The 22,629-nt window shown below is 69.4% G+C and carries 24 protein-coding genes and 2 tRNA genes; 10 read left to right on the top strand and 16 right to left on the bottom strand.

The window, feature by feature from the left end; translation table 11 throughout:
* The first annotated feature begins 27 nt into the window (after positions 1–27).
* A complete protein-coding gene (locus ACN6M5_RS03850; protein WP_168689415.1) occupies positions 28–1,263 on the top strand; it encodes a beta-ketoacyl-[acyl-carrier-protein] synthase family protein in 1,236 nt (411 codons plus the stop codon).
* A gap of 142 nt (positions 1,264–1,405) precedes the next feature.
* On the opposite strand, the gene ACN6M5_RS03845 is transcribed toward ACN6M5_RS03850, so the two are convergent.
* On the bottom strand, positions 1,406–1,909 hold the full coding sequence (locus ACN6M5_RS03845; RefSeq protein ID WP_085370837.1) for a DUF3145 domain-containing protein: 504 nt from the start codon (positions 1,907–1,909) through the stop codon (positions 1,406–1,408).
* Between the two features lie 183 nt (positions 1,910–2,092).
* Here ACN6M5_RS03845 and ACN6M5_RS03840 point away from each other — a divergent pair, with 183 nt between their 5' ends.
* Complete coding sequence (locus tag ACN6M5_RS03840) at positions 2,093–2,656, top strand: PadR family transcriptional regulator (protein ID WP_434948562.1); 564 nt, start codon at positions 2,093–2,095, stop codon at positions 2,654–2,656.
* Between the two features lie 94 nt (positions 2,657–2,750).
* Here ACN6M5_RS03840 and ACN6M5_RS03835 read toward each other — a convergent pair whose 3' ends face one another.
* A complete protein-coding gene (locus tag ACN6M5_RS03835) occupies positions 2,751–3,599 on the bottom strand; it encodes a DUF1684 domain-containing protein (protein ID WP_434948561.1) in 849 nt (282 codons plus the stop codon).
* Between the two features lie 76 nt (positions 3,600–3,675).
* Positions 3,676–5,382: a bifunctional 3'-5' exonuclease/DNA polymerase gene (locus tag ACN6M5_RS03830; RefSeq protein WP_434948560.1), complete on the bottom strand. Its 1,707-nt coding sequence runs from the start codon at positions 5,380–5,382 to the stop codon at positions 3,676–3,678.
* Between the two features lie 109 nt (positions 5,383–5,491).
* Here ACN6M5_RS03830 and ACN6M5_RS03825 point away from each other — a divergent pair, with 109 nt between their 5' ends.
* Positions 5,492–5,827 carry a hypothetical protein gene (locus ACN6M5_RS03825; protein WP_434948559.1) on the top strand — a complete coding sequence of 112 codons (336 nt, stop codon included), beginning with the start codon at positions 5,492–5,494 and terminating at the stop codon, positions 5,825–5,827.
* Positions 5,828–5,872: 45 nt separating this feature from the next.
* Here ACN6M5_RS03825 and ACN6M5_RS03820 read toward each other — a convergent pair whose 3' ends face one another.
* Entirely contained in the window at positions 5,873–6,331 is a 459-nt protein-coding gene (locus tag ACN6M5_RS03820) for an NUDIX hydrolase (RefSeq protein WP_168689413.1), read from the bottom strand.
* 91 nt (positions 6,332–6,422) lie between these two features.
* Between ACN6M5_RS03820 and ACN6M5_RS03815 the strand changes: the two genes are divergently transcribed.
* From ACN6M5_RS03815 to ACN6M5_RS03795, 5 genes are all read left to right on the top strand, one after another.
* On the top strand, positions 6,423–6,896 hold the full coding sequence (locus tag ACN6M5_RS03815; RefSeq protein ID WP_434948558.1) for an NUDIX hydrolase: 474 nt from the start codon (positions 6,423–6,425) through the stop codon (positions 6,894–6,896).
* Positions 6,897–6,973: 77 nt separating this feature from the next.
* On the top strand, positions 6,974–7,714 hold the full coding sequence (locus tag ACN6M5_RS03810) for a Type 1 glutamine amidotransferase-like domain-containing protein (protein ID WP_434948557.1): 741 nt from the start codon (positions 6,974–6,976) through the stop codon (positions 7,712–7,714).
* On the top strand, positions 7,711–9,066 hold the full coding sequence (locus ACN6M5_RS03805) for an anaerobic C4-dicarboxylate transporter family protein (RefSeq protein ID WP_434948556.1): 1,356 nt from the start codon (positions 7,711–7,713) through the stop codon (positions 9,064–9,066). Before ACN6M5_RS03810 ends, ACN6M5_RS03805 begins: the two co-directional genes overlap by 4 nt.
* A gap of 1 nt (position 9,067) precedes the next feature.
* Positions 9,068–10,384: a threonine/serine exporter family protein gene (locus ACN6M5_RS03800; RefSeq protein ID WP_434948555.1), complete on the top strand. Its 1,317-nt coding sequence runs from the start codon at positions 9,068–9,070 to the stop codon at positions 10,382–10,384.
* Between the two features lie 10 nt (positions 10,385–10,394).
* Positions 10,395–10,832: a VOC family protein gene (locus ACN6M5_RS03795; protein ID WP_434948554.1), complete on the top strand. Its 438-nt coding sequence runs from the start codon at positions 10,395–10,397 to the stop codon at positions 10,830–10,832.
* A gap of 66 nt (positions 10,833–10,898) precedes the next feature.
* On the opposite strand, the gene ACN6M5_RS03790 is transcribed toward ACN6M5_RS03795, so the two are convergent.
* From ACN6M5_RS03790 to ACN6M5_RS03770, 5 genes are all read right to left on the bottom strand, one after another.
* Positions 10,899–11,519: a hypothetical protein gene (locus ACN6M5_RS03790; protein ID WP_434948553.1), complete on the bottom strand. Its 621-nt coding sequence runs from the start codon at positions 11,517–11,519 to the stop codon at positions 10,899–10,901.
* A gap of 46 nt (positions 11,520–11,565) precedes the next feature.
* Positions 11,566–12,930, bottom strand: coding sequence for a DUF1254 domain-containing protein (locus ACN6M5_RS03785; protein ID WP_434948552.1), 1,365 nt, complete (start codon positions 12,928–12,930; stop codon positions 11,566–11,568).
* Positions 12,931–13,035: 105 nt separating this feature from the next.
* Positions 13,036–13,109 (bottom strand) — tRNA-Ile (locus tag ACN6M5_RS03780).
* Positions 13,110–13,118: 9 nt separating this feature from the next.
* Positions 13,119–14,381, bottom strand: coding sequence for a glycosyltransferase (locus tag ACN6M5_RS03775; protein ID WP_085370846.1), 1,263 nt, complete (start codon positions 14,379–14,381; stop codon positions 13,119–13,121).
* Positions 14,382–14,471: 90 nt separating this feature from the next.
* The gene (locus tag ACN6M5_RS03770) at positions 14,472–15,440 is read right to left on the bottom strand and encodes a DMT family transporter (protein ID WP_168689409.1); all 969 of its coding nucleotides are present in this window, start codon (positions 15,438–15,440) and stop codon (positions 14,472–14,474) included.
* 40 nt (positions 15,441–15,480) lie between these two features.
* On the opposite strand from ACN6M5_RS03770, the gene def reads away from it, so the two are divergent.
* On the top strand, positions 15,481–16,047 hold the full coding sequence (gene def / locus ACN6M5_RS03765) for a peptide deformylase (RefSeq protein ID WP_434948551.1): 567 nt from the start codon (positions 15,481–15,483) through the stop codon (positions 16,045–16,047).
* 36 nt (positions 16,048–16,083) lie between these two features.
* Here def and ACN6M5_RS03760 read toward each other — a convergent pair whose 3' ends face one another.
* Positions 16,084–16,995, bottom strand: coding sequence for a sensor histidine kinase (locus tag ACN6M5_RS03760; protein ID WP_434948550.1), 912 nt, complete (start codon positions 16,993–16,995; stop codon positions 16,084–16,086).
* 328 nt (positions 16,996–17,323) lie between these two features.
* Between ACN6M5_RS03760 and ACN6M5_RS03755 the strand changes: the two genes are divergently transcribed.
* Positions 17,324–17,983 carry a hypothetical protein gene (locus tag ACN6M5_RS03755; RefSeq protein ID WP_434948549.1) on the top strand — a complete coding sequence of 220 codons (660 nt, stop codon included), beginning with the start codon at positions 17,324–17,326 and terminating at the stop codon, positions 17,981–17,983.
* Positions 17,984–18,075: 92 nt separating this feature from the next.
* Here ACN6M5_RS03755 and ACN6M5_RS03750 read toward each other — a convergent pair whose 3' ends face one another.
* The 6 genes from ACN6M5_RS03750 to ACN6M5_RS03725 form a co-directional block, all read right to left on the bottom strand.
* The gene (locus ACN6M5_RS03750) at positions 18,076–18,396 is read right to left on the bottom strand and encodes an SHOCT domain-containing protein (protein ID WP_434948548.1); all 321 of its coding nucleotides are present in this window, start codon (positions 18,394–18,396) and stop codon (positions 18,076–18,078) included.
* 141 nt (positions 18,397–18,537) lie between these two features.
* Positions 18,538–19,200, bottom strand: coding sequence for a response regulator (locus ACN6M5_RS03745; RefSeq protein ID WP_434948547.1), 663 nt, complete (start codon positions 19,198–19,200; stop codon positions 18,538–18,540).
* Positions 19,197–20,396 (bottom strand): sensor histidine kinase, encoded by a 1,200-nt coding sequence (locus ACN6M5_RS03740; protein WP_434948546.1) that lies wholly within the window; start codon positions 20,394–20,396, stop codon positions 19,197–19,199. Before ACN6M5_RS03740 ends, ACN6M5_RS03745 begins: the two co-directional genes overlap by 4 nt.
* A 177-nt stretch (positions 20,397–20,573) precedes the next feature.
* A tRNA-Asn gene (locus tag ACN6M5_RS03735) sits at positions 20,574–20,646 on the bottom strand.
* A 96-nt stretch (positions 20,647–20,742) separates the two neighbouring features.
* Complete coding sequence (locus ACN6M5_RS03730; protein WP_434948545.1) at positions 20,743–21,777, bottom strand: D-isomer specific 2-hydroxyacid dehydrogenase family protein; 1,035 nt, start codon at positions 21,775–21,777, stop codon at positions 20,743–20,745.
* A complete protein-coding gene (locus ACN6M5_RS03725; RefSeq protein WP_168689405.1) occupies positions 21,774–22,628 on the bottom strand; it encodes an ATP-binding cassette domain-containing protein in 855 nt (284 codons plus the stop codon). The genes ACN6M5_RS03730 and ACN6M5_RS03725 overlap by 4 nt, the downstream gene beginning before the upstream one ends.
* Between the last annotated feature and the right edge of the window lies 1 nt (position 22,629).

The raw sequence follows: 22,629 nt of genomic DNA, 5'->3' as shown, positions 1-22,629 counted from the left end.
GTGTTCCATCTACGGAGAGTTGCCGTTATGACCAAGAAGATCGTCGTCACCGGCGTGGGCGCAGCGTCGCCTCTCGGTGGCACCGCCGCTGAGAGCTGGAAGGCGCTGCTCGCCGGCGAATCCGGCGCCAGCACCATCGAGAAGGAGTGGGTCTCCGAGCTGGAGCTCCCCGTCACGTTCGCCGCGCAGGCGAGGGTCGACGCAGCCTCCGTGCTCGAACGCCACGAGGTGAAGCGCCTCGACCCGTCCAGCCAGTTCGCGCTCATCGCCGGACGTGAGGCATACGCGGACGCCGGCTCCCCCGAGGTCGAGCCCGAGCGTCTCGCCGTGGACTGGGCCACCGGCATCGGCGGCGTCTGGACCCTCATCGACGCGTGGGACACCCTGCGCGAGCGCGGCCCGCGCCGCGTCATGCCGATGACCGTGCCGATGCTCATGCCGAACGGCCCGGGCGCCGCGATCGGAATGGACCTGCACGCCCGTGCCGGCATCCGCACCGTCGTGTCCGCCTGCGCCTCGTCCACCGAGTCCATCGCCAACGCGTACGACCACCTGCAGCAGGGTCTCGCCGACGTCGTCATCGCCGGTGGCTCCGAGGCGGCCATCCACCCGCTGCCGATCGCATCGTTCGCCGCGATGCAGGCGCTGTCGAAGCGCAACGACGACCCGGCAACCGCATCCCGGCCGTACGACGTCACCCGTGACGGCTTCGTCCTGGGCGAGGGTGCAGCAGCCCTGGTGCTCGAGACCGAGGAGCACGCCAAGGCCCGCGGCGCCAAGATCTACGCCGAACTGGTCGGCGGCTCCGTCACCAGCGACGCCTACCACATCACCGCTCCCGATCCCGAGGGCTCCGCCGCAGCGCGCGCGATGATCGCCGCCGTCGAGGGCGCAGGGGCGTCACTGTCCGACGTCGCGCACATCAACGCGCACGCCACGAGCACGCCGGTCGGCGACATCGCGGAGTACAACGCGCTGCGCCGCGTGTTCGGCGACCTGCTCGACGGCATCCCGGTGTCTGCGACCAAGGCGTCCACCGGTCACCTGCTCGGTGGCGCCGGTGCGATCGAGGCCCTGTTCACGGTCATGGCGCTGCACGAGCGCGTCGCACCGCCGACGATCAACCTCACCGAGAAAGACCCGGAGATCCCGCTGGATGTGGTCACCGCGCCGCGCGCGCTGGGCGGTGGCGACCTGCTCGCCATCAGCAACTCGTTCGGTTTCGGCGGCCACAACGCCGTCGTGGCGTTCCGCTCGGTCTGATCCGGACCCTGCGCAGCACGCACGAAGGCCCCGACCGGTCAACACCGGTCGGGGCCTTTCGCGTTTCACCGCGTGCGGGCGGCAGCGCATGATGCCTGGGCCGGCCCGCCGCGGGAGTCTCGTGTCTCGGTGAGCCGGCGCCTCAGCCGACCTTGTGCAGCCAGACCACGCTGGTCTCGTCGCTGGCGTGCCGGAACGGCTCCAGTTCGTCGTCCCACGCCTGGCCGAGCGCCAGCCGCAACTCGCGGTGCAGTTCGCGGGCGTTCGCCCCGGCGATCTCCATCGCATAGCGCACCCGGTCTTCGGGGATGACCATGTTGCCCGCCGTGTCGGTCTGGGCGAAGAAGATCCCGAGGTCGGGGGTGTGCATCCACCGGCCGCCGTCGCTGCCGAGGCCGGCGTCCTCCGTCACCTCGTAGCGGAGGTGCTCCCAGCCGCGCAGGGCGGACGCGATGGCTGCGCCCGTGCCCTGGGGGCCCTCCCAGAAGAACTCGGTGCGCTGGGCGCCCTTCAGCACCGGCTGCGCCTCCCAGGTGAAGTTCACGGCGCGACCGATAGCGCGTCCCGCCGCCCACTCGATGTGGGGGCAGAGCGCGCCAGGGGAAGAGTGCACGTAGAGCACTCCTCGACTTGCGTGTGCCGCCATGATGTCCTCCGTTCGATTGGATGCGTCTTCCCCAACGACCAATCGGCGGTCTCACCGGCACGGTATGAAGTTTGCCGCAGCCCAAGGGCTGCTCTTGTGAATTATGCCGTAGAACTATCGGATGTCACAAGATTGCAACGGTTTTGCAGCGGCGTGGCGGCGAAACGGAATAGCATACTGAGTATGTCGGTCCAGAACGGTTTTCTCGCGCTGCTCACCCAGGGCGCCGCATACGGCTCGCAGTTGCAGGGCGAGTTCCTCGCGCGGGCGGCCCACCGCCGCCAGCTCAACGCCGGGCAGGTCTACTCCACGCTCGACCGGATGGTCGACCAGGGGCTCGTGCAGCCCGCGGGCACCACCGACGACGGCCTGCCGCTCTACGCGCTGACCGCCGACGGCGCGGCCGCCGCCGAGGACTGGCTCACCTCCGGGCCGGCGGATGCGCGCCCGGACTGGGACGAGATGCAGGACCAGGTGCTGATCGCGGCCTCCCTCACCGGTGCAGACGCGCCCGCCGTGGTGGCCGACTACCGCAGGGCGTTCGCCGAGAAGATCCGGGAGCTCACCCACGACGCGGACTCGCGCGCCGTGCTCGCCGCCAACCGCGCGGCCGAGCTGGGCGCCCTCGCTGCCATCGAGTGGCTGGATGAGGTCGCCTCCACCCTCACCGCGCATCCGGATGCGCTGCTGCAGCACCGCTCCCGCGACCGCCCCCGCCGCGGCCGCCGCCCCGCCGACGCCTCCTGACCCCGCCCCAAAACAATCGAGTCCGAAGTTGTTCACGCCCACGACCGGCGTGTCGCGTGAATAACTTCGGACTCGATTGTTTTTGGGAAGCGGGTCAGTGCAGGAGGTCGCCGGACTTGGCGAGGACGTTCTTCTCGCCGGCCTCGATGGGGACGGCGAAGCGGTTCTGCGCGGGCGGCAGGGGGCAGTTGAAGTTGTAGCTGAACGCGCACGGCGGCAGGACGGCGAGGTTGAAGTCGAGCGTCACCGTGCCGTCCGGGTTCGGGGCCACGAAGAGGAAGCGGCCGACCGAGTACGTGGAGTCGCCGTTGGTGCTGTCGGCGAAGACCAGCTGCAGCGCCCTGCCCGCCTTGAACGCGGCGAGGTTGTAGTCGACGCCGTCCTTGCTGAACGTGATCTCGCCCGGGATCACCTTCTCGCGGGTGCTCCCGTCGTCTTTGAGGTGCTCGAAGCCGACCGTCTTGCCGCCCTCGATCGGGGTGAACTGCGCCTGGATGATCCACTCCGGGTTGAAGTCGAAGGCGTCGATGGAGCCGAACTCCTGGATGGCCTCCGAGTTCGCGTCCCAGACCCGCAGCGCATAGTCGCCGTCCTCGCTGGCGATGACGAACCCGGTGACCGTGTCGCTGAAGACGATCTCGCTCGGGTTCGCGTCGTCCTTGCCGCGCACGATGGCCTCGCCGTCGACCGGCGTGCCGTCGACCACGATGCCGTCGGCCGCCGTCGCGACCACCTTGAGGCCGGACTGCCCCTTCGGCAGTGGAGCCCACAGGCCGGAGACGCCCCACACCGGCTGCGCAGCCGCCTCAGGGTCGCCGGTGATCCACTGCGTGTTCACGAGCGCGAGGTTGCCCTTCGGCGCCGTCACGGCCTGTTCGCGGCGCTGCCGGTACCTCGCCAGGATGTCGCGGGGGTCTGCTGGCGCTGTGGCGGTGTCTGTCATGGTCTCCATCCTCGGTCAGATCATCCTCCACAACCAACTCCGACACAGCTTCATTCCGTGCCGACGGCCGTCTGGCTCACTTGGCCTCTGCGTATGTGTCGACCACGGCCGCCGTCACCGGGAACTCGACGGGGAACGTGCCGAACAGCAGCCGTCCCGCTGCCTCCGCGGAGGCGACCACCGCGGCAGCGGCTTGCTCGGCGAGCTCGGCGGGGGCGTGCACGATCACCTCGTCGTGCAGGAAGTAGACCAGGTGCGGGCTCTGCAGCAGCGGTGCGTTCCCACTGAGCGCCGTCAGCCGCTGACGGAGGTCGGCCATCCAGCACAGCGCCCACTCCGCGGCGCTCCCCTGCACCACGAAGTTGCGGGTGAACCGCCCCCAGTCGCGCGCCTGGCTGCGCGCCCTGCGCTCGTCGGCCTCCGTGGAGTCCGGTGCGGACGCCGCAGCCTGCGTCTGCGCCCAGCTGCCTCCCGGCCGCGGGGAACTGCGCCCCAGCCGCGACGTGACCACCTCGCCCCGCTCACCGGCCCGCGCCGCCTCCTCGACGAGCCGGATCGCGCGCGGGAACGCCCGGGTGAGCCGCGGCATCAGCCTGCCGCTCTCCCCCGTGGTCGCTCCGTACATCGCTCCGAGCATCGCCACCTTCGCCTGAGAGCGCTCCTCGACGGCCCCGGACGCGACGATGCCCTCGTACAGGTCTTTGCCCCGTCCGGCCGCCGCCATCGCCTGATCGCCCGCCAGCCCGGTCAGGATGCGCGGCTCCAGCTGGGCGGCGTCGGCCACCACGAGCTTCCAGCCGGGGTCGGCGACCACCGCTCCGCGCACCTGCCGCGGCAGCTGCAGCGCGCCGCCGCCGCGGGTCGCCCAGCGCCCGGTGACTACGCCGCCTGGCACGTAGTCCGGGTGGAAGCGTCCATCCTGGACCCAGGTGTCGAGCCAGGTCCAGCCGTTCGCGGAGAGCAGGCGGGAGAGCTTCTTGTACCGCAGCAGCGGGGCGATGGCCGGGTGGTCGATCTCGCGCAGCTCCCAGGAGCGGGTGGAGGTGACCATGAGCCCTGCGCGCTTGAGCGCCTTGAGCACCTCCGGCGGGCTGTCCGGGTTGAGGTCCGGGCTCTCCAGCGCGGCGCGGAGTTCGGCGGCCAGGTCTTCGAGCACGCCGGGCCGTCCGTTCGCCGGCGGGCGAGGACCGAACAGGCCGGTCAGCAGGGCGTCGTGCCGTTCCGCGCTGTACGGCAGCCCGGCGGCGCGCATCTCGACCGCGATGAGCGCCCCGGCCGACTCGGCGGCGAGCAGCAACCGCAGGCGGCCCGGCGCTGTGCTGCCTGCGACGGCGGCCCGCTGCGCCTGGAACTCCTCCAGCGCGGACGGCGCCTGCTCGCCGTGGGCCTGCTCGTCCAGGTCGAACAGTGCGGTGTGCGAGGCCGGCTGCTCCTCGGCGAAGGCGGGCTGCGCATCCCAGGCTCCGAGCGGCGCGGTCGCGAGCGCGGAACCGGCGGACAGTGTGGAGAGCCGGAGGATCGTGTGGCTGAGCTGCAGGTCGTCGCAGCGCTCCACCCGGACGCCGGCTGCGAGCAGTGGCGGATACCAGCTGCGGGTGTCGCTCCACACCCAGCGCGGGCGGTCGGCCTTGTCCGCCTTCCCGGTCTTCTCCGCCTCTTCCGCCGCAACGAACGCGGCGAGCTCCCCCGCCGGGATGACCTGCTCGCCGATCACCGTGCCGTCGCCGTCGACCCTGGTCGCCAGGACGCTGCCGGGCGACGGCCGGTCGAGAACGAGGTGCACCCATCCATTCTGCGGCCCGCGTGCGACATTCCCCGCCGTGTCTTGCCCCCGGTCGTCAAGGTGAGGATAATTCAGTCAGCGACGATGCCAACCCGAAAGGCGATCGACGATGACCGCATACCTGCACGACAGCCAGGGCACCTGGATCGCGTTCCGCGCCGGCGACAGCGGACGCTTCCTGTTCAACCCGGACGGCGACTGGATCGGCTGGTTCCCGTGGGGCGACGACGAAGCGACCACCCCGGACGGCCGCTACCTCGGCACCGTCGTTGGCGACCGGCTGCTCGCCCAGGACGACCGCCGCTTCCGCGGGACGCCGGACTATCCGGGCGCGCCGCGCTATCCCGGCCAGGTCAGCTATCCGGGAGCTGCCGCCTTCGTGAGCATGCCCGTGGGGTACCAGGATGTGGCGGGCGCGTTGCTGTGGCCGCGCATCGCATCCTGAGCGTCGTCGGCGGTCGCTGAGGCAGCTCGCGCCTCCGCCCGAGCCTCAGTCCGCGAGGCCCGCCAGCCGTGCCCGCAGCTCCGGCCAGGACGCCGCGAACCCCGGATGCAGCGGCAGCTCGGTCACGCCGCCCACGTCCACCCAGCGCAGCTCGATGCTCTCCGGGTCGGCCACCAGCGCCTCGAACGGGCGCACGGCCTCGGCGACGACGGTGGTGTACGACCAGAACCCCAGGTCGAGCACGCTCGTGAAGAGCACGCTCACCGCATCCCGGGGCACAGACGCCTCCTCCGCCGCCTCGCGCAGCGCGCCGTCCACCGCCGACTCCCCGTCGTGCCTCGCGCCGCCCGGCAGCCCCCAGGTGCCGCCGAAGTGACTCCAGTCGGCCCTGTGCTGCAACAGGATGCCCCTGCGGCTGTCGTGGACCAGCAGCCCTGCCGCCCCGAACCGGCCCCAGAACCGCTGACCGTCCGGACCCTCGACCCACGCATCGCCACTGTTCACGGTTCAACGTTAGTCGCCGTTCGGCCGGGCCTTGTCACACGCTGTCACCGTTCTACAGTGGTGCCATGACGAGTCCCCGGATGCCGGCCTGATGCCCGCCGTGCGCAGCGCGGGCATCCTCCTCTACCGCAGACGGGCTGCGGTGGAGGTGTGGATCGCGCACATGGGCGGCCCGTTCTGGGCACGGAAGGACGAGGGGGCGTGGTCGATCCCGAAAGGCATCGTGGAGGCCACGGACGTCTCCGGCGAGCTCGCCGCCGCCATGCGCGAGTTCGAGGAGGAGATCGGCTCGCCGCCGCCGGCGACGGAGTACGCGGCGCTCGGCGATTTCCCGCTCTCCTCGGGCAAGAAGGTCGCGGTGTTCGCCGCGGAGGCGGACGGCTTCGATCCGGAGACGGTCACCAGCAACGCCTTCGAGCTGGAGTGGCCGCCGCGATCCGGGCGCATCCAGTCGTTCCCGGAGATCGACGACGCGCGCTGGATGCCGCTCGAACTGGCGCATGCGAAGCTCACGAAAGGCCAGCGCCCGATCCTCGACGCGCTCCTCGCCCACCTCGCCCGCTGACGCAAGCGACTCCTCGACAGGTCTGTGCACCCGGCACTAGCCTGTGGGCAGTATCGCTGGCGACACGGAGGTGGGCTGTGGCACATGTGGTGGCGACGGGGGCCGGACGGGCCATGATGGATCGGCACAACGATCCGACACACGAGTACATCCTGAGACTCACCGGCAAGGAGCGGCCACGCGTGCTGTTCGTCGGCACCGCGACCGGCGACGACGCGTCGTACATCGTGAGCTTCTACACGACATACGACTCGGACCGCTGCGCGCCGCATCACCTGCCCCTGTTCCACCGGGCGGTCGACGATCTCGCCGGATTCGTGCGGGGCTTCGACGTGATCCATGTGGGCGGCGGCAACACCGCTAACATGCTGGACGTCTGGAAGCGGCAGGGCCTCGACACGATCATGCGCGAGCTGTGGGAGGACCCGGCGTCGAACGTGGTCTTCACCGGAGGAAGCGCCGGCGGCATCTGCTGGTTCGAGGGCGGCACCACCGACAGCTACGGCCCCACCCTGCAGGTGCTGACGGAGGGGCTCGGCTTCCTGCACGGCAGCTTCTGCCCGCACTACGACGCGGAAGACCAGAGGAAGCCCCTGTTCCACGCCTCGCTGTTGAGCGGCGAGCTGGCCACCGGATACGCGGTGGGAAACCTGCAATCGCTGCACTTCGACGGTCACGAGTTCGTCACCGCGATCAGCCCGGTGGACGATCCGCTCGCGCTGCGGGTGGAGGCGGTCGACGGCGCCATCGTCGAGACACCGCTGGCCACCACGATCCTCACCGGGACGGCGCCGGTCGTCGCGGGGCCGTCGTCGTGAACGACAACGTATGGATCCTGGTCGCCCAGCTGATCGTCGTCATCGCCGCGATCTACATGGGCACCCGCACCAGCGGGATCGGGCTGGGCGTCTGGGGGCTCGTCGGCGTCGCCGTGCTCGTCTTCGGCTTCGGCGAGGCGCCGGGCAACGCCCCCGTGGATGCGGTCTTCATCGTCATCACGGTCATCACGGCCGCGTCCACCATGCAGGCGGCGGGCGGCATCGAGTGGATGGTGTCCGTCGCGGCCAAGGTGATCAGGCGGCGGCCCCGCTCCGTCGTCTTCCTCGCCCCGGCGATGTCGTTCCTGTTCACCGTCGGAGCGGGGACGGGCAACATCTTCTACCCGCTCCTGCCTGTCATCTACGACGTGTCGTACCAGCAGAAGATCCGGCCGGAGCGCGCGCTGTCCGTCTCGGCCGTCGCGTCGCAGGTGGGCATCCTGTGCTCACCGGTGTCGGCCGCCACCGCCTCGATGGTCGTGCTGCTCGCCCCGCAGGGCGTGGACCTGGGCGGGCTGCTGCTGATCATGTGGCCGGCATCCATCGCCGGGCTGTTCGTCGCCGCGCTCGTGATGATGCGGCACGGCAAGAACCTCGAGGACGACCCGGTGTTCCAGAAGCGCCTCGCAGACGGCCAGATCAAGCCGCCGACCCAGGATGCGCACGAGCAGAAGCTGCCGCGCACGGCCGTGCTGTCCGCATCGATCTTCCTCGTAGGGGTGGGCGTGATCGTCTTCTTCGGCCTGTTCGAGGGGCTGCGGCCGGTGATCGGCACGAACGACGACGGCAGCCCGCTGCGCCTCAGCGTGACCGTCATCATCGAGGTGGTGATGGGCGTGATCGCGGCGCTCATCTTCCTGCTCTGCCGGGTGAAGGCCTCCGAGGTGCCGAAGCAGGCCACCTTCCCCGCCGGGATGGTGGGGGCCATCGCGCTGTTCGGGATCGCCTGGCTGGCGAACACCTTCGTCGCCGCGAACCAGAAGCTCATCGTCGACGGGCTCGGGTCTGTGGTGTCGGGGTCGTCGGCGTTCCTCGGCGCGGTCCTGTTCGCGCTGGCGCTGTTCGCCGTGGCGATGCTGACGACGAGCCAGTCGAGCGCCACCAACGCCATCGTCCCCATCGGCATCACCATCGGCCTGCCCGCCTCCCTGCTGGTCGGCCTGTGGCCGGCAACGATGGGTATCTACACGCTGCCGGCCAATGGCAGCCAGGTCGCGACGGTCGCGTTCGACCAGACCGGCACGACGAAGATGGGCCGTTTCGTGTTCGACCACTCGTTCCAGTTGCCGAACCTGGTCTACATCGGCGTGGCCGTCGTCGTCGGCGTCGCCCTCTCGTTCGCGTTCGCGTGACATGGCGGAGCGCGCAGACCAGGTCGTCCTCAGCCGGTTCCTGATCGGCCTGGCGCAGGGGCTGAACGCCTCGGCTGAGTCCGTGGACAGGATCAGGGACACGATGACGGCCGTCGCCCGCGCATACGGCAGGGAGGACACCGACTTCGTGATCTTCCCCACCGTCATCATGGTGGAGACGGGCGGCGTCGAGGAGGCCAGGGTCGCGATCAGGTCTGCCACGGCCGCAGCGTTCCGCTTCGACCAGATCGCCCAGCTCTACCGCCTCGTCGCGACGGCCAAGCAGGCCGCCATCGACCCGCTGGATGGCATCACCAGGCTCAACGAGATCGGCGCCCTTCGCCCGCGGTTCGGCTGGGTGGTGCGCACCCTCGGGCACTCGATCCTGACGATGGGCCTCTCCCTGCTGCTCGCGCCGACCTGGCAGGGGGCTGCCGTCGCGTTCGTGCTCGGGGCGGGCATCGGCCTGCTCAAGCTCGTGCGCTCCCCCACCCTCGCGCTGATCCTGCCCGTCGTCGCCGCGTTCGTGTGCGCGACGGCGGTGTTCCTGCTGGCCGAGGTGATCGAGCTGGGCGACCCCATCCACGTCCTCATCGCACCGCTCGCGACGTTCCTGCCCGGCGGCGTGCTGACCACCGCGACCGTCGAGCTCGCCGCCGGCCAGATGCTGGCGGGGGCGTCACGCCTGGTCTACGGCTTCGTGCAACTGGCGCTGCTGGCGTTCGGGATCCTGGCGGCCGGCACCGTCGTCGGTGTCTCCTCCTCCGCATACCAACCGCTGAACGTGGCGTCCACCCTGCCGTGGTGGGTGCCATTCATCGGGGTGTTCGTGTTCGCCGCAGGCAACTATCTGCACTTCTCCGCGCCCCCGTCGACGTTCGGCTGGGTGCTGCTGGTGCTCGTGGTCGCCTACCTGGGACAGCTGGTCGGCAACGCCCTGTTCGGCGCGACAGTCAGCGGCTTCGTCGGAGCGCTCGCGATGACGCCGGTGGTCCTGTGGGTGGCGAGCCTGCGCCACGGAGCCCCGTCGCAGCTCACCTTCCTCCCCGCGTTCTGGCTTCTTGTGCCCGGCGCCGCCGGACTGGTGGCCCTGACGGAGTCGTTCACGACGACCACCGGGATCGTCGACTTCGCGACGGCGTTCGTCTCGGTGATGTCGATCGCGCTCGGCGTGCTCATCGGCACGTCCCTGTACCGCGCGGTGCACCACGGGGCCGAGGAGATCGTGCAGTTCGCGGTGGCGATCCCGCGAACGGAAGACGCAGAGCATCCACCAGGGTTCTGGGCCAGGATCACGCGCGCCTTCACCCGGGGGTAGCATGCCGCACATGCCCATCAGATTCGAGAACGTCGGTATCGCAGTGCGCGACCTCGACGCGACCATCTCCTTCTTCACCGACCTCGGCCTCACGGTCGTCGGGCGGGACACGATCAGCGGCGAGTGGGCCGACACCGCCGTCGGCCTGGACGGCAACCACGCCAAGATCGCCATGCTGCAGACGCCGGACGGCAGCGGCCAGCTGGAACTGTTCGAGTACATCCACCCCGACGCGATCGAGACGAAGCCGACGCTGCCCAACGAGATCGGGATGCACCGCGTCGCCTTCTCCGTCGACGACATCGACGCCGCCATCGCCACCGCCGCGAAGCACGGCTTCCACCCGCTGCGTGGCATCGCCACGTACGAGGACGTCTACAAGCTCAGCTACGTGCGCGGCCCGAGCGGCATCATCGTGATGTTCGCCCAGGACCTGCGGAAAGGCTGAGCGGGCGGCGCAGCACTCAGTCGCCGCCCTCGACGGCGTCGCCACCCGGCTGCGCCCCTGAATCTCTCAGGTGAACTCCCGCAGAGCGGCGCTGTACCGCTCCGGGCTTGCGCGAGTCTCGGCGGTGACGAGGATCGCGTGAGAGCCGATGCGTCGAGTGAAAGTACCGATGCAGGGGATCTCCACGACCTTGGTCAAGCCGCATGTCCACGCTTCGACCAGCGCCGCAAGGGAGGAGCGCTCCGGCTGCGCTCCCGGGTCGGTCAGCCGAGCCTTTCGACGCTCGAACTGCGCGTGCATCCACTGCTCCGCGTCGGGCGTTATCGCCTCGTCGCCGAACTCTTCTCTCCAGGACGGCCCGACGAGCTCGCGGAGGAGTTCGGCACGCTCGTCCGAACCGTTCGCGGTCGCCTGCAATCGATCGAAGATGCCCGGGTCGCGGATGGTGCCCGCGTGACGCAGCACCTGCTCCCAGACGTCGGGCCACGCCTCCTCCCAGGCTGCGATCGGCGCAGACTCCCGCTGCCCGGCTCCCAGGAGCGCAGGTGAGTCGACCAGCAGAGGCGGCAGATCATCGCCGTGCGGATCGAGGAGCCACGCCTCCCTGATCCACAGCAACTCCAGCAAAGACTGCAGGTCGTCGTCGATTGTGATCAGCATGTCCCGCGGCCAGGGGTTTCCCGGCATCGGCTCAGTAGCGAACATCGAGCTGGCGCAGCGGCATTGCCACCCCTCAGTTGTTCGTGATGACGGCAGGCGGCGTCCAGATGCCGTCGAGGATGGTCTGATCGGGCCAGTATGCGCGGAGGTAGAGCGTGAACTCTTCCGTCGGCGCGGGCAGCCAGTTGGAATGCAGCGCCGGGTCTTCGGGCGCGTCCCCGCCCACCGTCAGCGTCAGGGAACCGTCGTCGCCGAAGGTGAGGTTCTGGTTCTTCGTACCGAGCGAATAGCGGTCGAGCTCATTGGGGTGGAAGAAGTGGTTCCGGTTGTACACGGTGAGTGACCAGAAACCTTGGACAGGCGGGATCTCCTCAGCCTCGAAGCGGACCGTGTACACGTTCGAGCCGTGCAGACGCGCGCCATCGGCATCCAGGTCCTGGTAGTAGTAGGTGGTCTCGTTCGGCGTGTTGACGAAGATGTTCGACTTCCCCACCGCCGTGCGCATCAGGTAGTCAGTGCCGAACTGGGCGCCGGAGCGCTGGGTCGTCCAGTTGTGCGCGACCGGGATGCCGTAGTTGCGGAACTCGAACAGCTCCTTCGCGATCTGGTCCGCGTCGAGCGCCGCCTGCGTGAGTGCGGAGGCGATAGCGCGATCACGGTCTGCGGCGTCGAGGACCGACCGGAACCAGTCGTAGAGGGCCTCTTCACCGGACCGGGCGGGCACCTCGTCGAGAACCTCGCCGAGCGTGTCGAAGAACTTCGTCGGATCCACCCACTGGGTCTCCTGCTCATCACCGGTGGCGTCCGCTTTTCCGTAACTCGGGACATTCCCCCAGTCCACGATCTTCATGGTGCCGTCGTAGTCGGTCAGCGGATAGACGCTGATCTGATCGACCAGCGGGGCAACCGCCGCCCGGTCCTCGTCCGTGTCGTCGAGGAAGACGCGCGGGATCACCACGCCGGAGCGCGTGTCATGCCGGAACACTCCAGCGATGCCCACGGGCACCTCGCCGTCCCAGTCGGTGTGCGCGAGCAGGTAGTGGCCCGGCTTCGTGCCGTACATCTTGCCCAGCTGAACGAACGAGTCCGTGCGTTGGTCGACGACCTGGTAGACCCAGAAACGATCGCCGAAGTCTGGCACTTGGACGACCGCGGGACCGAGGTTCGAGTCGAGGGTGCCGAAGCCGTAGACGACGTCCTGGTTCGGGCACGCAACGACGCGCTCCTCGGGGCGGATGTATTCGCGCAACATCCCGATCGTGTTCGGCGGCCCGGCCGGGACGATTCCCGCCAACAGGCCCGGGCCGGGCAACTGCTCCATGAACACGCGACGGTTGTGCATGTTCACCAACGGCCACCCCCACAGATAAGCAGCACGACCGACCTCCGCCGCGTACGCCTCCGTGACCTTGACCCCACCGAGCAATCCCTCAGCCATCGCCATCCCCTTCGTCTCGCCAGTGAAGACTTCCTGGTTCGACCCTACGGATACGCTGCAGAACGGTCTAGAGAGCGGACGGGCGCAAAGCCCCACAATGCTCAGTAGGGCGGACGGGACTTGAACCCGTGACCGGCGGATTATGAGTCCGATGCTCTAACCAGCTGAGCTACCGCCCCGTGTGCCCGTCAGTCGCTGCTGGGCACCGGTGGGGCCGCGTCCGTCACAGGGTCGGCCACCGGTTCCCCACGATACAGGCTTTCGAAGGTGCTGATCGTGCGCTGGATGTCGTGCGCGGCGACGATGCGGAGCGACGCGTTCTTCAGCACATCCAGCTCTTCCTGCGGCATCGTGAGCACGTGCTGCAGGCGGTCGGCGAGGTTCTGGGCGTTGCCCGGCTCGAACAGGTAGCCGTTCTCTCCGTCGTGGACGAGGTGCGGGAGCGCCATCGCGTCGGCGGCGACGACGGGGAGGGCCGAGGCCATCGCCTCCATCGTCGCGATCGACTGCAGTTCGGCGATCGACGGCATCCCGAACACCGTGGCGCGTGTATACGCCTGGCGCAGTTCCTCGTCGGTGACGTAGCCGGTGAAGGTGACGCGGTCGGCGATGCCGAGCTGTTCGGCGAGGGACTGGAGGTTCTTCAGCTGGTCGCCGCCTCCGACGATCTCGAGTTTCGCATCCAGGTCGGACGGCAGCAGGGAGACCGCCTTGAGCAGCACGTCGATCTGCTTCTCGCCGGTGACGCGGCCGACGAACAGGATGCGGTTCTCGGTGCGCGGGGTGAAGTCCGGCGTGTAGTTGTGGGCCTCGATGCCGCAGGAGATCGCGTGCACGTTGCGGAGGCCGGTGTACTTCTCGAGGAACTGCGCGGCCTTCGCGGTCGGCGTCGTGACGGCCTCTGCGCGACCGAAGGTGCGGCGGGCCGCCTTCCAGGCGAGTCCGATCGCGTAGTCCTGGATGAACCGCGGCAGGAGCGTGAACTCCAGCATGTTCTCCGGCATGAAGTGGTTGGTGCCGATGATCCGGATGCCGCGCTTCTGGGCCTCCTGGGACAGGCCGCGGCCCACGACGATGTGCGACTGGAAGTGCACGACGTCCGGCTTCACCTCGTCCAGGATGCGCGCGCTGTTCTGCTTGATCCGCCACGGGATGGCGAACCGCAGCCAGTCGTGCGGGTACCAGCGCCAGCTGTAGAGCCGGTGGGCCGTCATCTTCTGGCCCTCGTGCTCCTCCGTCCACGTCCCGTGCTTGCGGCTCGCCGCGGGAGCGACGATGTGCACGTTGTGGCCGCGCTCGACGAGACCGGCTGCGAGGCGCTCCGCGAAGCGGGCTGCGCCGTTCACATCGGGGGCGAAAGTGTCAGCCCCGATGACGACGGTCAGCGGTTTCTTCGTCGTGTCGGAAGGCTGGGCGGGCGTACTGCTCGGCTGTCCGCTCGTATCGGGCACGTGGTGAATCCCTACGTTAGTGGGCCGGGATGGTGAATCCGGCGACGGTCTTCGCTCGCCGATCGGGGCCCGACCGGCTGATTCAACGGCCTAGTCTAAGCCGGATTCCGCTGCTTTGTCGGCAACAGCGGCGGCCACCGGCGCGGCGGACGCCGCCTGCGGGTGGTGTTTGGCGAGCTGGAACACGCCGTAGATGGCCACGGCGCCGGAGAGCACGAAGCCGACCATCGCCCACCAGGGGGCGCCGGCCGCCTCGTCCAGGATGACGATGCCGATGGTCACGGCGACCAGCGGATCCACCACGGTCAGCCCGGCGATCACCAGGTCCGGGGGGCCGGACGAGTACGCGTTCTGCACGAAGTACGCGCCCAGGATCGCGGCAGCGAGCAGCGCGACGATGCAGAGCACCAGCAGCCAGTCCCACTCCTGCCGGGAGATGCGGTCGATGACCACCTTCGCGAGCGTCGCCACGAAACCGTAGAGCACGCCGGCGCCGATGATGTACATGATCGCCTTGAAGCGGCTGCGGAAGAAGTAGAACATCACCGCGAAGGCCAGCAGCACGACGGCGAGGATGATCAGGATCTCGATCAGCGCCCGCGAGGTGACCGGCCGGTCGCGCGCGAACACCGCCGCGATCAGCACGAACGCTCCGACGCCGCCCACGCACAGGCTCACCGCGATCACCGACCGGTGGTTGAGCTTCACCCCGCTGACCCTGGCGTTCAGGATGCTCGTGATGACGAGCCCGACGACACCGAGTGGCTGCACCAGGATGATCGGGGACAGCTTCAGGCTGACCAGCTGGAAGACGATGGCGAGCCCGAGCAGCACCGTCCCGATGACCCAGGAGGGACGCGCGAGCAGCAGGCCGAGCTGGCGGAGGTTCAGGCCGGACTGCTGCGACCCCTGCGTGTTGGCCTCGACCTTGGCGACGCCGTGGTGCTGCAACTGCGCGCCGATGGACAGGAAGCACGCGCCGATGAGCGCGATCGGGATGCCGAGGAGCTGACTCGGCTCATAGGCCAGGTCGAGCGCATCCATCAGTTCCGTACCCACCCCACGACCCTATCCAGTTTCACCCCGATATTCTTGCTGAATGGCCGTCCTTCCCATCCGGATCACCGGAGACCCTGTCCTGCACACGCCCGCCGCTCCCGTCACGGAGTTCGACGACGCGCTGCACACCCTCGTAGACGACATGTTCGAGACGATGGATGCTGCGCCCGGCGTCGGTCTGGCCGGCCCGCAGGTGGGTGTCCCGCTCCGCCTGTTCGTCTACGGCTGGACGGACGACGACGACGTCGTGCACCGCGGTGTGGCGATCAACCCGGTGCTCTGGATCAGCCCGGCGACCATCGACGAGCTCGACGAGGACGCGGAGGCGGAGGGCTGCCTGTCGTTCCCCGGCGAGCGGTTCCCGCTGCGGCGCGCCGAGAGCGCCATCCTGCAGGCCGTCGACCTGTCCGGCGAGCCGTTCGAGGTGCACGCGGACGGCTGGCTTGCCCGCATCTTCCAGCACGAGTTCGACCACCTGGACGGCATCCTCTACGTCGACAGGCTCGACCACCCGTACGGCAAGGCCGCCAGGAAGGTGCAGAAGAAGAACAGCTGGGGCGTGCCCGGCCTGAGCTGGCTGCCCGGCCGCGATCACCTGGACGACTGACCGCGCCTGGCCCCGACGTCCGGGCCCTGACGCGGGCTACTTGCCCAGATCGACCCCGTGCACCCCGTTGTGGAACTTGAGCGCGGGGAACACCACAGACAGCGAGAACCCGACGCCAGGAACGGTGGATGCGTTCAGCACTCCCCCGAACAGCGCCGCGCGTTCCCGCATCCCGGTGAGGCCGGCGCCGTCGTACGTCTCGGTGAGGGCGCGCAGGTCCTCCTCGATCGTGTACTGCGTCGCCTGGTCGACGGCCGCGCCGTCGAGCCCCATCCTGCGGGCGGCGGAGCGGATGCCGTCGTCGTCGACGCTGACCTGCAGGCCGTCGCCCGTCCAGGTGAAGGCGATGGCGACGGCGGTGCCGGGCCCGCCGTGCTTGAGCGCGTTCTCGAGGCTGGACTGCAGGATGCGGAATACGGCGAGCTCGGCGCCCTGACGCAGCTCGAACCTGTCGCCGTTCTCGGTGAACGTCACGTCGAGTCCCGCATCCCGCATCACCCGGAACAGGTCGCGGGCGGAGTGCAGGCTCGGCTGCGGCATCGCGGCGCTCTCCCCGTCGCGCACGACGGTCTGGATGCGCCGCAGGTCGCCGAGCGCATCCCGGGCGGACGTCTCCAGAGCGGCGACGGAGCGGTCGGCCGCCTCCCGGTCGGTGGCGGCCGCGTACCGGATGCCCTCGGCCTGCGATGCGAGCCTCGACACCGACTGGATGGCCACATCGCCGAGTTCACGCACGATGCGGAACCGGCCGGCCTGCTCGGCCAGCTCCAGTTCGCGGTCGATCCTGTCCCACTCGCTCTCCTCACGCTGGTTGCTGAGCCTGGCGCGGGAACCGCGGGCGAGCAGCCACAGCACGAGGAAAACGACGGCGGCGACGAGCAGCACGGCTCCGGCGATGGCGAGCACGAGCACGAGGCTCCTGGCCTCTGTCGCTGACAGAGCGTTCATGGCCTATCCTTCCGGCCGTGACGGGGGTCTCCGGCCCGGACGATCATATCCGTCCGGCCGCCCCCGTGCTGTCGTCTCAGGCGAGGCTACGAGCGAGGGTCGCGCTAACACCTCACCATTGGCTAGCGTGGCATACATGATTGGAAACACCACCATCTTCCTCGCAGTGATCGTCGTCGCGATAGCCACTGTCGCAGCGTGGGCCTTGATCTGGTACCTCCCGGCACGCAGGAGGGCGAAGAGGTCTGACCGTTCTAAAATGTAAGCATGGCTGATACTGTATGCTCACCTTCACGACCGCGATGGAGCGGCCGTTTGGAGGAAGTCAATGAGAACCATTTCGAAAGCCCTGCTTTGCGCCACGACCATCGCACTTCTCGGCGGGAGCGGTGTCGCGGCACAGGCCAGTGACGGATGGACTGCCGCCGACTTGGCGCAGTTTCGGACAAACATGACCGACGCTGGAATCGACCGGGCGACACAGGATGTCCTCGAGAACAAACTCAGGTCGCAGCAGCTCTTGGACTCGATGCGTGACGTCGCTCCCATACGCACGTTCACGGAGGACAGCCCGACGACCCACCGAACCGTAAGCGTCTATCCTGACGGCTCGCGGAGTTGGACGGAAGCCGAGGTCGCCGCGTCTGCGGACGAATCCTCGAAGTCCCGATCAGCCGTCACGAAGTGCGGCACGAGCGGCGCGTGGCGCGTGAATTGCAGGGTCGACATCAGCGATCTGGTCAGTTCCGCCTGGTTCGTCGTCGACTACAAGGCGGCCGCGCCCTCACAGGTCAGGGACTTCCGGGGAGCTGGATGCCAGATCCTTGGAGGCTCGTGCACTGTCAGCGGGAAGATCGAACGCGCGACTCAGAACGGCGCAGGACCCGCATGGGCATATCTGAACTACAGCGTGTACACCTGGAGCCAGATCAGCGCGAGCGGTCAGTTCGGTATCCGCGTCGCGAACGGAAGCTTGTCGACGTACTAACCACCTGTCAGAGACATGCAGGTGCCCCTCGGCCTCCGTCGGCGAGCTATCGCGACGAGGCTGAGGGGCACCGCACATGCCGCCGCCTGCCGCTACTGCCCGGACGGGCGGTTGGCGCGCAGGACTTCGAGCCTGGCGCGGTACTCCACCTCGTCGATGTCGCCCTGGGCGAAGCGCTCGGCGAGGGTGGCCTCCGCGGAGCGTGTGCCGCCCTCGTGACCCCAGCCGCGGCCGTAGCCAGGGCCGTAACCCGCTGCGGCTGCTCGACGCCAGCGGCGCCCGAGGAAGACGAAGAGGAGCACGAAGAAGGCGATCCAGAACAGCGGGATGAGCAGGAACAGGAAGCCGAACCCTCCCGCCCACGGGCCGACCCAGTGGGCGGCGACGGTGGTCGCGGCGATGGTGCTGAGCATGATGATTCCAATCGTGAGTGCGGCCCGCGTCGGATGCGAACCGTCACCATCAGCCTCGCCGTCTCCGCTGCTCCGCGAATCCGCCCGGCGGAGTGAATCGCCGTACTCCGGCGGGAGCAGCAGTGGCCGAGCGGGCTACGCTCACTGCCACCCCGGCTGCACGAGACCGCTCTCGTACGCCAGCACCACAAGGTGCACCCTGTCGCGCGCATCGAGTTTCTGCATGATGCGGGACACGTGCGTCTTCGCGGTCAGCGGGCTGAGGAAGAGCCGCTCGCCGATCTCGCCGTTGCTGAGTCCCTGGCCGACGAGGGCGAGCACCTCGCGCTCGCGTTCGGTGAGCGCGTCGAGCGCAGCGGTCGGTGGCGCGGGGCGCAGGCCGCCGGCGACGCGCTCCAGCAGCCGCCGGGTGACGCCGGGCGACAGCAGCGCATCCCCCGCCGCCGCGACCCGCACGGCCCGGATCAGGTCGACCGGCTCCGTGTCCTTCACCAGGAAGCCGCTCGCGCCCGCCGTGATGGCCTGCGCCACGTACTCGTCGAGCTCGAAGGTGGTCACGATCACGATGTGTGTGCCACGCAGCTCGGGGTCGCGCACGATCTCCTCCGTCGCCCACAGCCCGTCGCCGTCCGGCATCCGGATGTCCATGAGCACCACATCCGGATGCTGCTGCTTCACCAGGGCCACGGCGTCTCTGCCCGTCGCCGCCTCGCCGACGACGTCGATGCCGTCCTCCGCTTCGAGCAGCGCCCGGAAGCCCGCGCGGACGAGGTGCTGGTCGTCGGCCAGGAGCACCCGGATCACGGGGTCGCCGCCGTGCGGATCGGGATGCGGGCGGTCACGGTGACGCCTCTGGTCGCCCCGGCGGGACCGCCGGGCACCGCCTCGAACCGGCCGCCGAGCAGTTCTGCGCGTTCGCGCATGCCGAGCACGCCCTTGCCGCCCGGCTCCTCGATGCCCTCCGGCAGTCCCCGGCCGTCGTCGGCGACGGAGACGATGTAGTCGCGGTCGTCCTGGCCCAGCGAGACGTGGACGGTGCTCGCCTGGGCGTGACGCCCGACGTTGGTCAGCGACTCCTGCACGATCCGGTAGATCGCGAGCTGGATGGCGGGAGCGGGAACGCTGGTGAGCACATTGTCGTAGCGCACGTCGAGCCCAGCACGTTGGTAGGTCTCCACCAGCGACGGGATGCGGTCGATATCCGGCTCGGGGGCGCGCGCGGCGCCGTCGCCCTCCGACCGCAGGAAGCCGAGCACGCCGCGCACCTCCTCGAGGGCCTGGCTGCTGGTGGCCTTGATCGCCTCCAGGCTCTCCCTGGCCTTCTCCGGGCGGGAGTCGAACAGGTGAAGGCCGACCCCGGCCTGCACGCTGATCTGCGACAGCGAGTGCGCGAGCACGTCGTGCAGCTCCCTGGCGATGCGCAGACGCTCGGCCTCCGCGGCGCTCTCCCGCCGGGCAGCAATGGTCCGCGACAGTTCCCGGTAGCGGTCGCGCCTGTTCCGGATGGCCTCCCCGACGCCCACGAGCAGCAGCAGGATGAGTGCGACGATCAACGGCCGGATGCTCGCGGTCGGCTGGGCGCTCAGCAGGTACGCCGCGAGCGGGCCGAGTACCGCCAGCCCAGCGAGCGTCCCCCACGCCCACACCCTCGCGCCGCGCACGACGGCGCTCACCACCGCAAGGGCGAGCGGGACGGCCGCGAACGGCGGTCCGGCGCTGACCGCGATGGCCGGCGCGCAGAGCAGCCCGATCACGGCGACCACGACACCGGGATGCTCGCGGGCGGCGAGCAGCACGAACGACGCAGCGAAGGCGACGAGCACGAAGACCAGCGAGAGCGCATCCTGGCGCGCGTCGTGCAGGGCGATGATGACGCCGGGCACCTGGATGATCGCGGACAGGATCACCGGGAACCAGCGGGCCGCCGGCGGCCGGGGCCGGTTGGCCCAGCCGCGTTCGGCGCGCGAGAGCCGCGCTTGCTCGTCCGCGGTCCAGGCCATCCGTCCATGCTAACGAGCGCGCCTGGGCGCCACGACCGCCGGTGGGAGGTTCACGGGTACTCCCCCGGGAGTACACACCCGCCGACGCGTATGCCGTCGCGGACATACACGCGGGCGGAAACGAGAAAACCCCCGGACTTCCGTGGAAGTCCGGGGGTTTCACTGCTCTGGATACTGCTCCCCGAGATGGACTCGAACCATCAACCTGCCGGTTAACAGCCGGCTGCTCTGCCAATTGAGCTATCGAGGAATGCTTGAATCAGCGTAGCTACTCTAGCAAGGAATCATCGCCCCACAAAAATCGAGCGTGACGCCCGCGCGCGTCGCGGCCGATCGGCGTCGACGGTCAGTAGCCTTCCGCGGGATCGACCACCCCGACGAACCCTCCGTCGTCGAGGAAGGCGCGCACGTTCAGCCGGATGCGCTCTGCCAGCAGCGGCGCCGTCATCTCCGGCGTGTCCGCCTGGTGCGGGGTGATCAGGCAGTTCGGCTCGTCCCAGAGCGGGTGGCCGTCCGGGAGCGGCTCCGGGTCCGTGACGTCGATCCCCGCCCCGGCGATCGTGCCGTCGGCGAGGGCCGTCACGAGTGCGTCGCTGTCGACCAGCCCGCCGCGCGCGATGTTCACCAGATACGCGGTGTCCTTCATCGCGGCGAACTCCGGAGCGCCGAACAGGTGCCTGGTGCCGCCGGTGAGTGCTGCGGCGACCACCACGACGTCCGCGTCCGGCAGCACATCGCCGAGCCGGTCGGCGGTCACCGTGCTGGACGCCCCGGCGACGGGCTCCGGCGACCGGCGGACGATGGTGATGTCCGCGCCGAACGGTTCGAGCAGCCGGATGAGCTCCAGCGCGATTCCGCCGGCCCCGACGATCACCACGCGCAGCCCGTAGAGCGACCTGCCCTCCTGCTCGGTCGCCCAGGAGCGGGCGACGACGCGCTTCGGCAGCACCCGGAGCAGGGCGAGAGTGAGCGCGAGGGCGTGCTCGGCGACCGGCTGGGCGTACGCGCCCTTGGCGCTCGTCCAGAGCAAGCCCGGCCTGTCCTCGGCGGCGAGCACGTCGGCGAACGCGTCGACCCCGGCGTACGGCAATTGCACCCAGCCGATCTGTGGATGCGTCTCCAGCACGTCGGCGAGACCGTGCGCATCCCGGTAGGTGAGCCAGACCAGGCCGCGCGTCTCGTCGGAGAGCTCTGCGACCGTGCCTCCCCCGGCGTGCACGGCGTCGACGAACGTCTGCTCCGGCTCCGGCAGGACGGCGATGGGGCCGGGCTCCGGCCGCCGGTCGGCGGGCAGCGGATCCGCCTCGACGGCGAGGACGGCTCGGTGCTGCTGCGCTGCCTGGCCTGCCTGACCTGACTGGGCGGACGCTGATCCTGTCATCGGTTCTTCTCCGTACGTCTCGTGCGACGCTCGGTGCGCCGCTGCGGTGGTTTGAGTGCCTTCGCGAGCCCGTCGACGAAGGGATGCTGCGGGTCGGCGAGCACGTCCTCGATCGGCCCGTAGCCGACGACGCGGCCGCCCTGCAGCACGATCGTGTTGTCGCTCGCCCTGCGCAGCACGGATAGGTCGTGGCTGACGATCACGGCGGAGAACCCCTCGTGGTCGCGCAGCTGCGCCAGCAGGTCGATCACCGCATCCCGCACGGTCGCGTCGATGCCGGCGGTCGGCTCGTCGGCGACGAGCACGGACGGCCCGAGCACCAGGGCGCGGGCCAGGGCGACGCGCTGCCGCTGACCGGCGCTCAGCTCGTACGGGTACTTGCTGAGCACGCTGAGCGGCAGGTGGACGGTGTCGAGCATCGTCGCCGCCCTGGCGCCGGCCGCCCTCCTGCTGTAGTGCTCGTCGCGCTCGAAGATCGGCAGAGCGACGTTGTCGGAGATGGTGAGCGACGGCTCGAGCGTGTTCGCCGCATCCTGTGCCAGGTAGCCGACGTGGAAGGTGACCTCGGCCAGGTCGCGCTTCTTCGCCTTGCGGAGCGACTTGCCGAGCACGGTGGCGTCTCCCCCGCTGATCCTCGGACCGGGCTCAGAGGCGCGCAGCGGCAGGCCGCGTCCAGCCAGGATCGCCGCCAGCGTCGACTTGCCGGAGCCCGTCTCGCCGAGCACCCCGAGCACCTCCCCCGTCTCCACGCGGACGTTGATTCCGCGGAGGGCGACGCAGGAGGCGCTCGGGCCCCGCGCTGGGTATTCGACGGACAGGTCGCTGACGACGATGGCGGGGTTGGAACTCACA

The sequence above is a fragment of the Leifsonia araucanica genome (genome assembly GCF_051161895.1).
Taxonomy (GTDB): domain Bacteria; phylum Actinomycetota; class Actinomycetes; order Actinomycetales; family Microbacteriaceae; genus Leifsonia.
This window is presented reverse-complemented; position numbering and strand designations above follow the sequence as displayed.

Coding starts and splice junctions, on each gene's coding strand:
- ACN6M5_RS03785 (WP_434948552.1), bottom strand. CDS start 12,930: ATGGCTGAGGGATTGCTCGGTGGGGTCAAGGTCACGGAGGCGTACGCG.
- ACN6M5_RS03760 (WP_434948550.1), bottom strand. CDS start 16,995: ATGAACGCTCTGTCAGCGACAGAGGCCAGGAGCCTCGTGCTCGTGCTC.
- ACN6M5_RS03750 (WP_434948548.1), bottom strand. CDS start 18,396: ATGCTCAGCACCATCGCCGCGACCACCGTCGCCGCCCACTGGGTCGGC.
- ACN6M5_RS03835 (WP_434948561.1), bottom strand. CDS start 3,599: ATGACAGACACCGCCACAGCGCCAGCAGACCCCCGCGACATCCTGGCG.
- ACN6M5_RS03755 (WP_434948549.1), top strand. CDS start 17,324: ATGAGAACCATTTCGAAAGCCCTGCTTTGCGCCACGACCATCGCACTT.
- ACN6M5_RS03800 (WP_434948555.1), top strand. CDS start 9,068: ATGGCGGAGCGCGCAGACCAGGTCGTCCTCAGCCGGTTCCTGATCGGC.
- ACN6M5_RS03815 (WP_434948558.1), top strand. CDS start 6,423: ATGCCCGCCGTGCGCAGCGCGGGCATCCTCCTCTACCGCAGACGGGCT.
- ACN6M5_RS03845 (WP_085370837.1), bottom strand. CDS start 1,909: ATGGCGGCACACGCAAGTCGAGGAGTGCTCTACGTGCACTCTTCCCCT.
- ACN6M5_RS03840 (WP_434948562.1), top strand. CDS start 2,093: ATGTCGGTCCAGAACGGTTTTCTCGCGCTGCTCACCCAGGGCGCCGCA.
- ACN6M5_RS03740 (WP_434948546.1), bottom strand. CDS start 20,396: ATGGCCTGGACCGCGGACGAGCAAGCGCGGCTCTCGCGCGCCGAACGC.
- ACN6M5_RS03825 (WP_434948559.1), top strand. CDS start 5,492: ATGACCGCATACCTGCACGACAGCCAGGGCACCTGGATCGCGTTCCGC.
- ACN6M5_RS03795 (WP_434948554.1), top strand. CDS start 10,395: ATGCCCATCAGATTCGAGAACGTCGGTATCGCAGTGCGCGACCTCGAC.
- def (WP_434948551.1), top strand. CDS start 15,481: ATGGCCGTCCTTCCCATCCGGATCACCGGAGACCCTGTCCTGCACACG.
- ACN6M5_RS03850 (WP_168689415.1), top strand. CDS start 28: ATGACCAAGAAGATCGTCGTCACCGGCGTGGGCGCAGCGTCGCCTCTC.
- ACN6M5_RS03730 (WP_434948545.1), bottom strand. CDS start 21,777: ATGACAGGATCAGCGTCCGCCCAGTCAGGTCAGGCAGGCCAGGCAGCG.
- ACN6M5_RS03790 (WP_434948553.1), bottom strand. CDS start 11,519: ATGCCGGGAAACCCCTGGCCGCGGGACATGCTGATCACAATCGACGAC.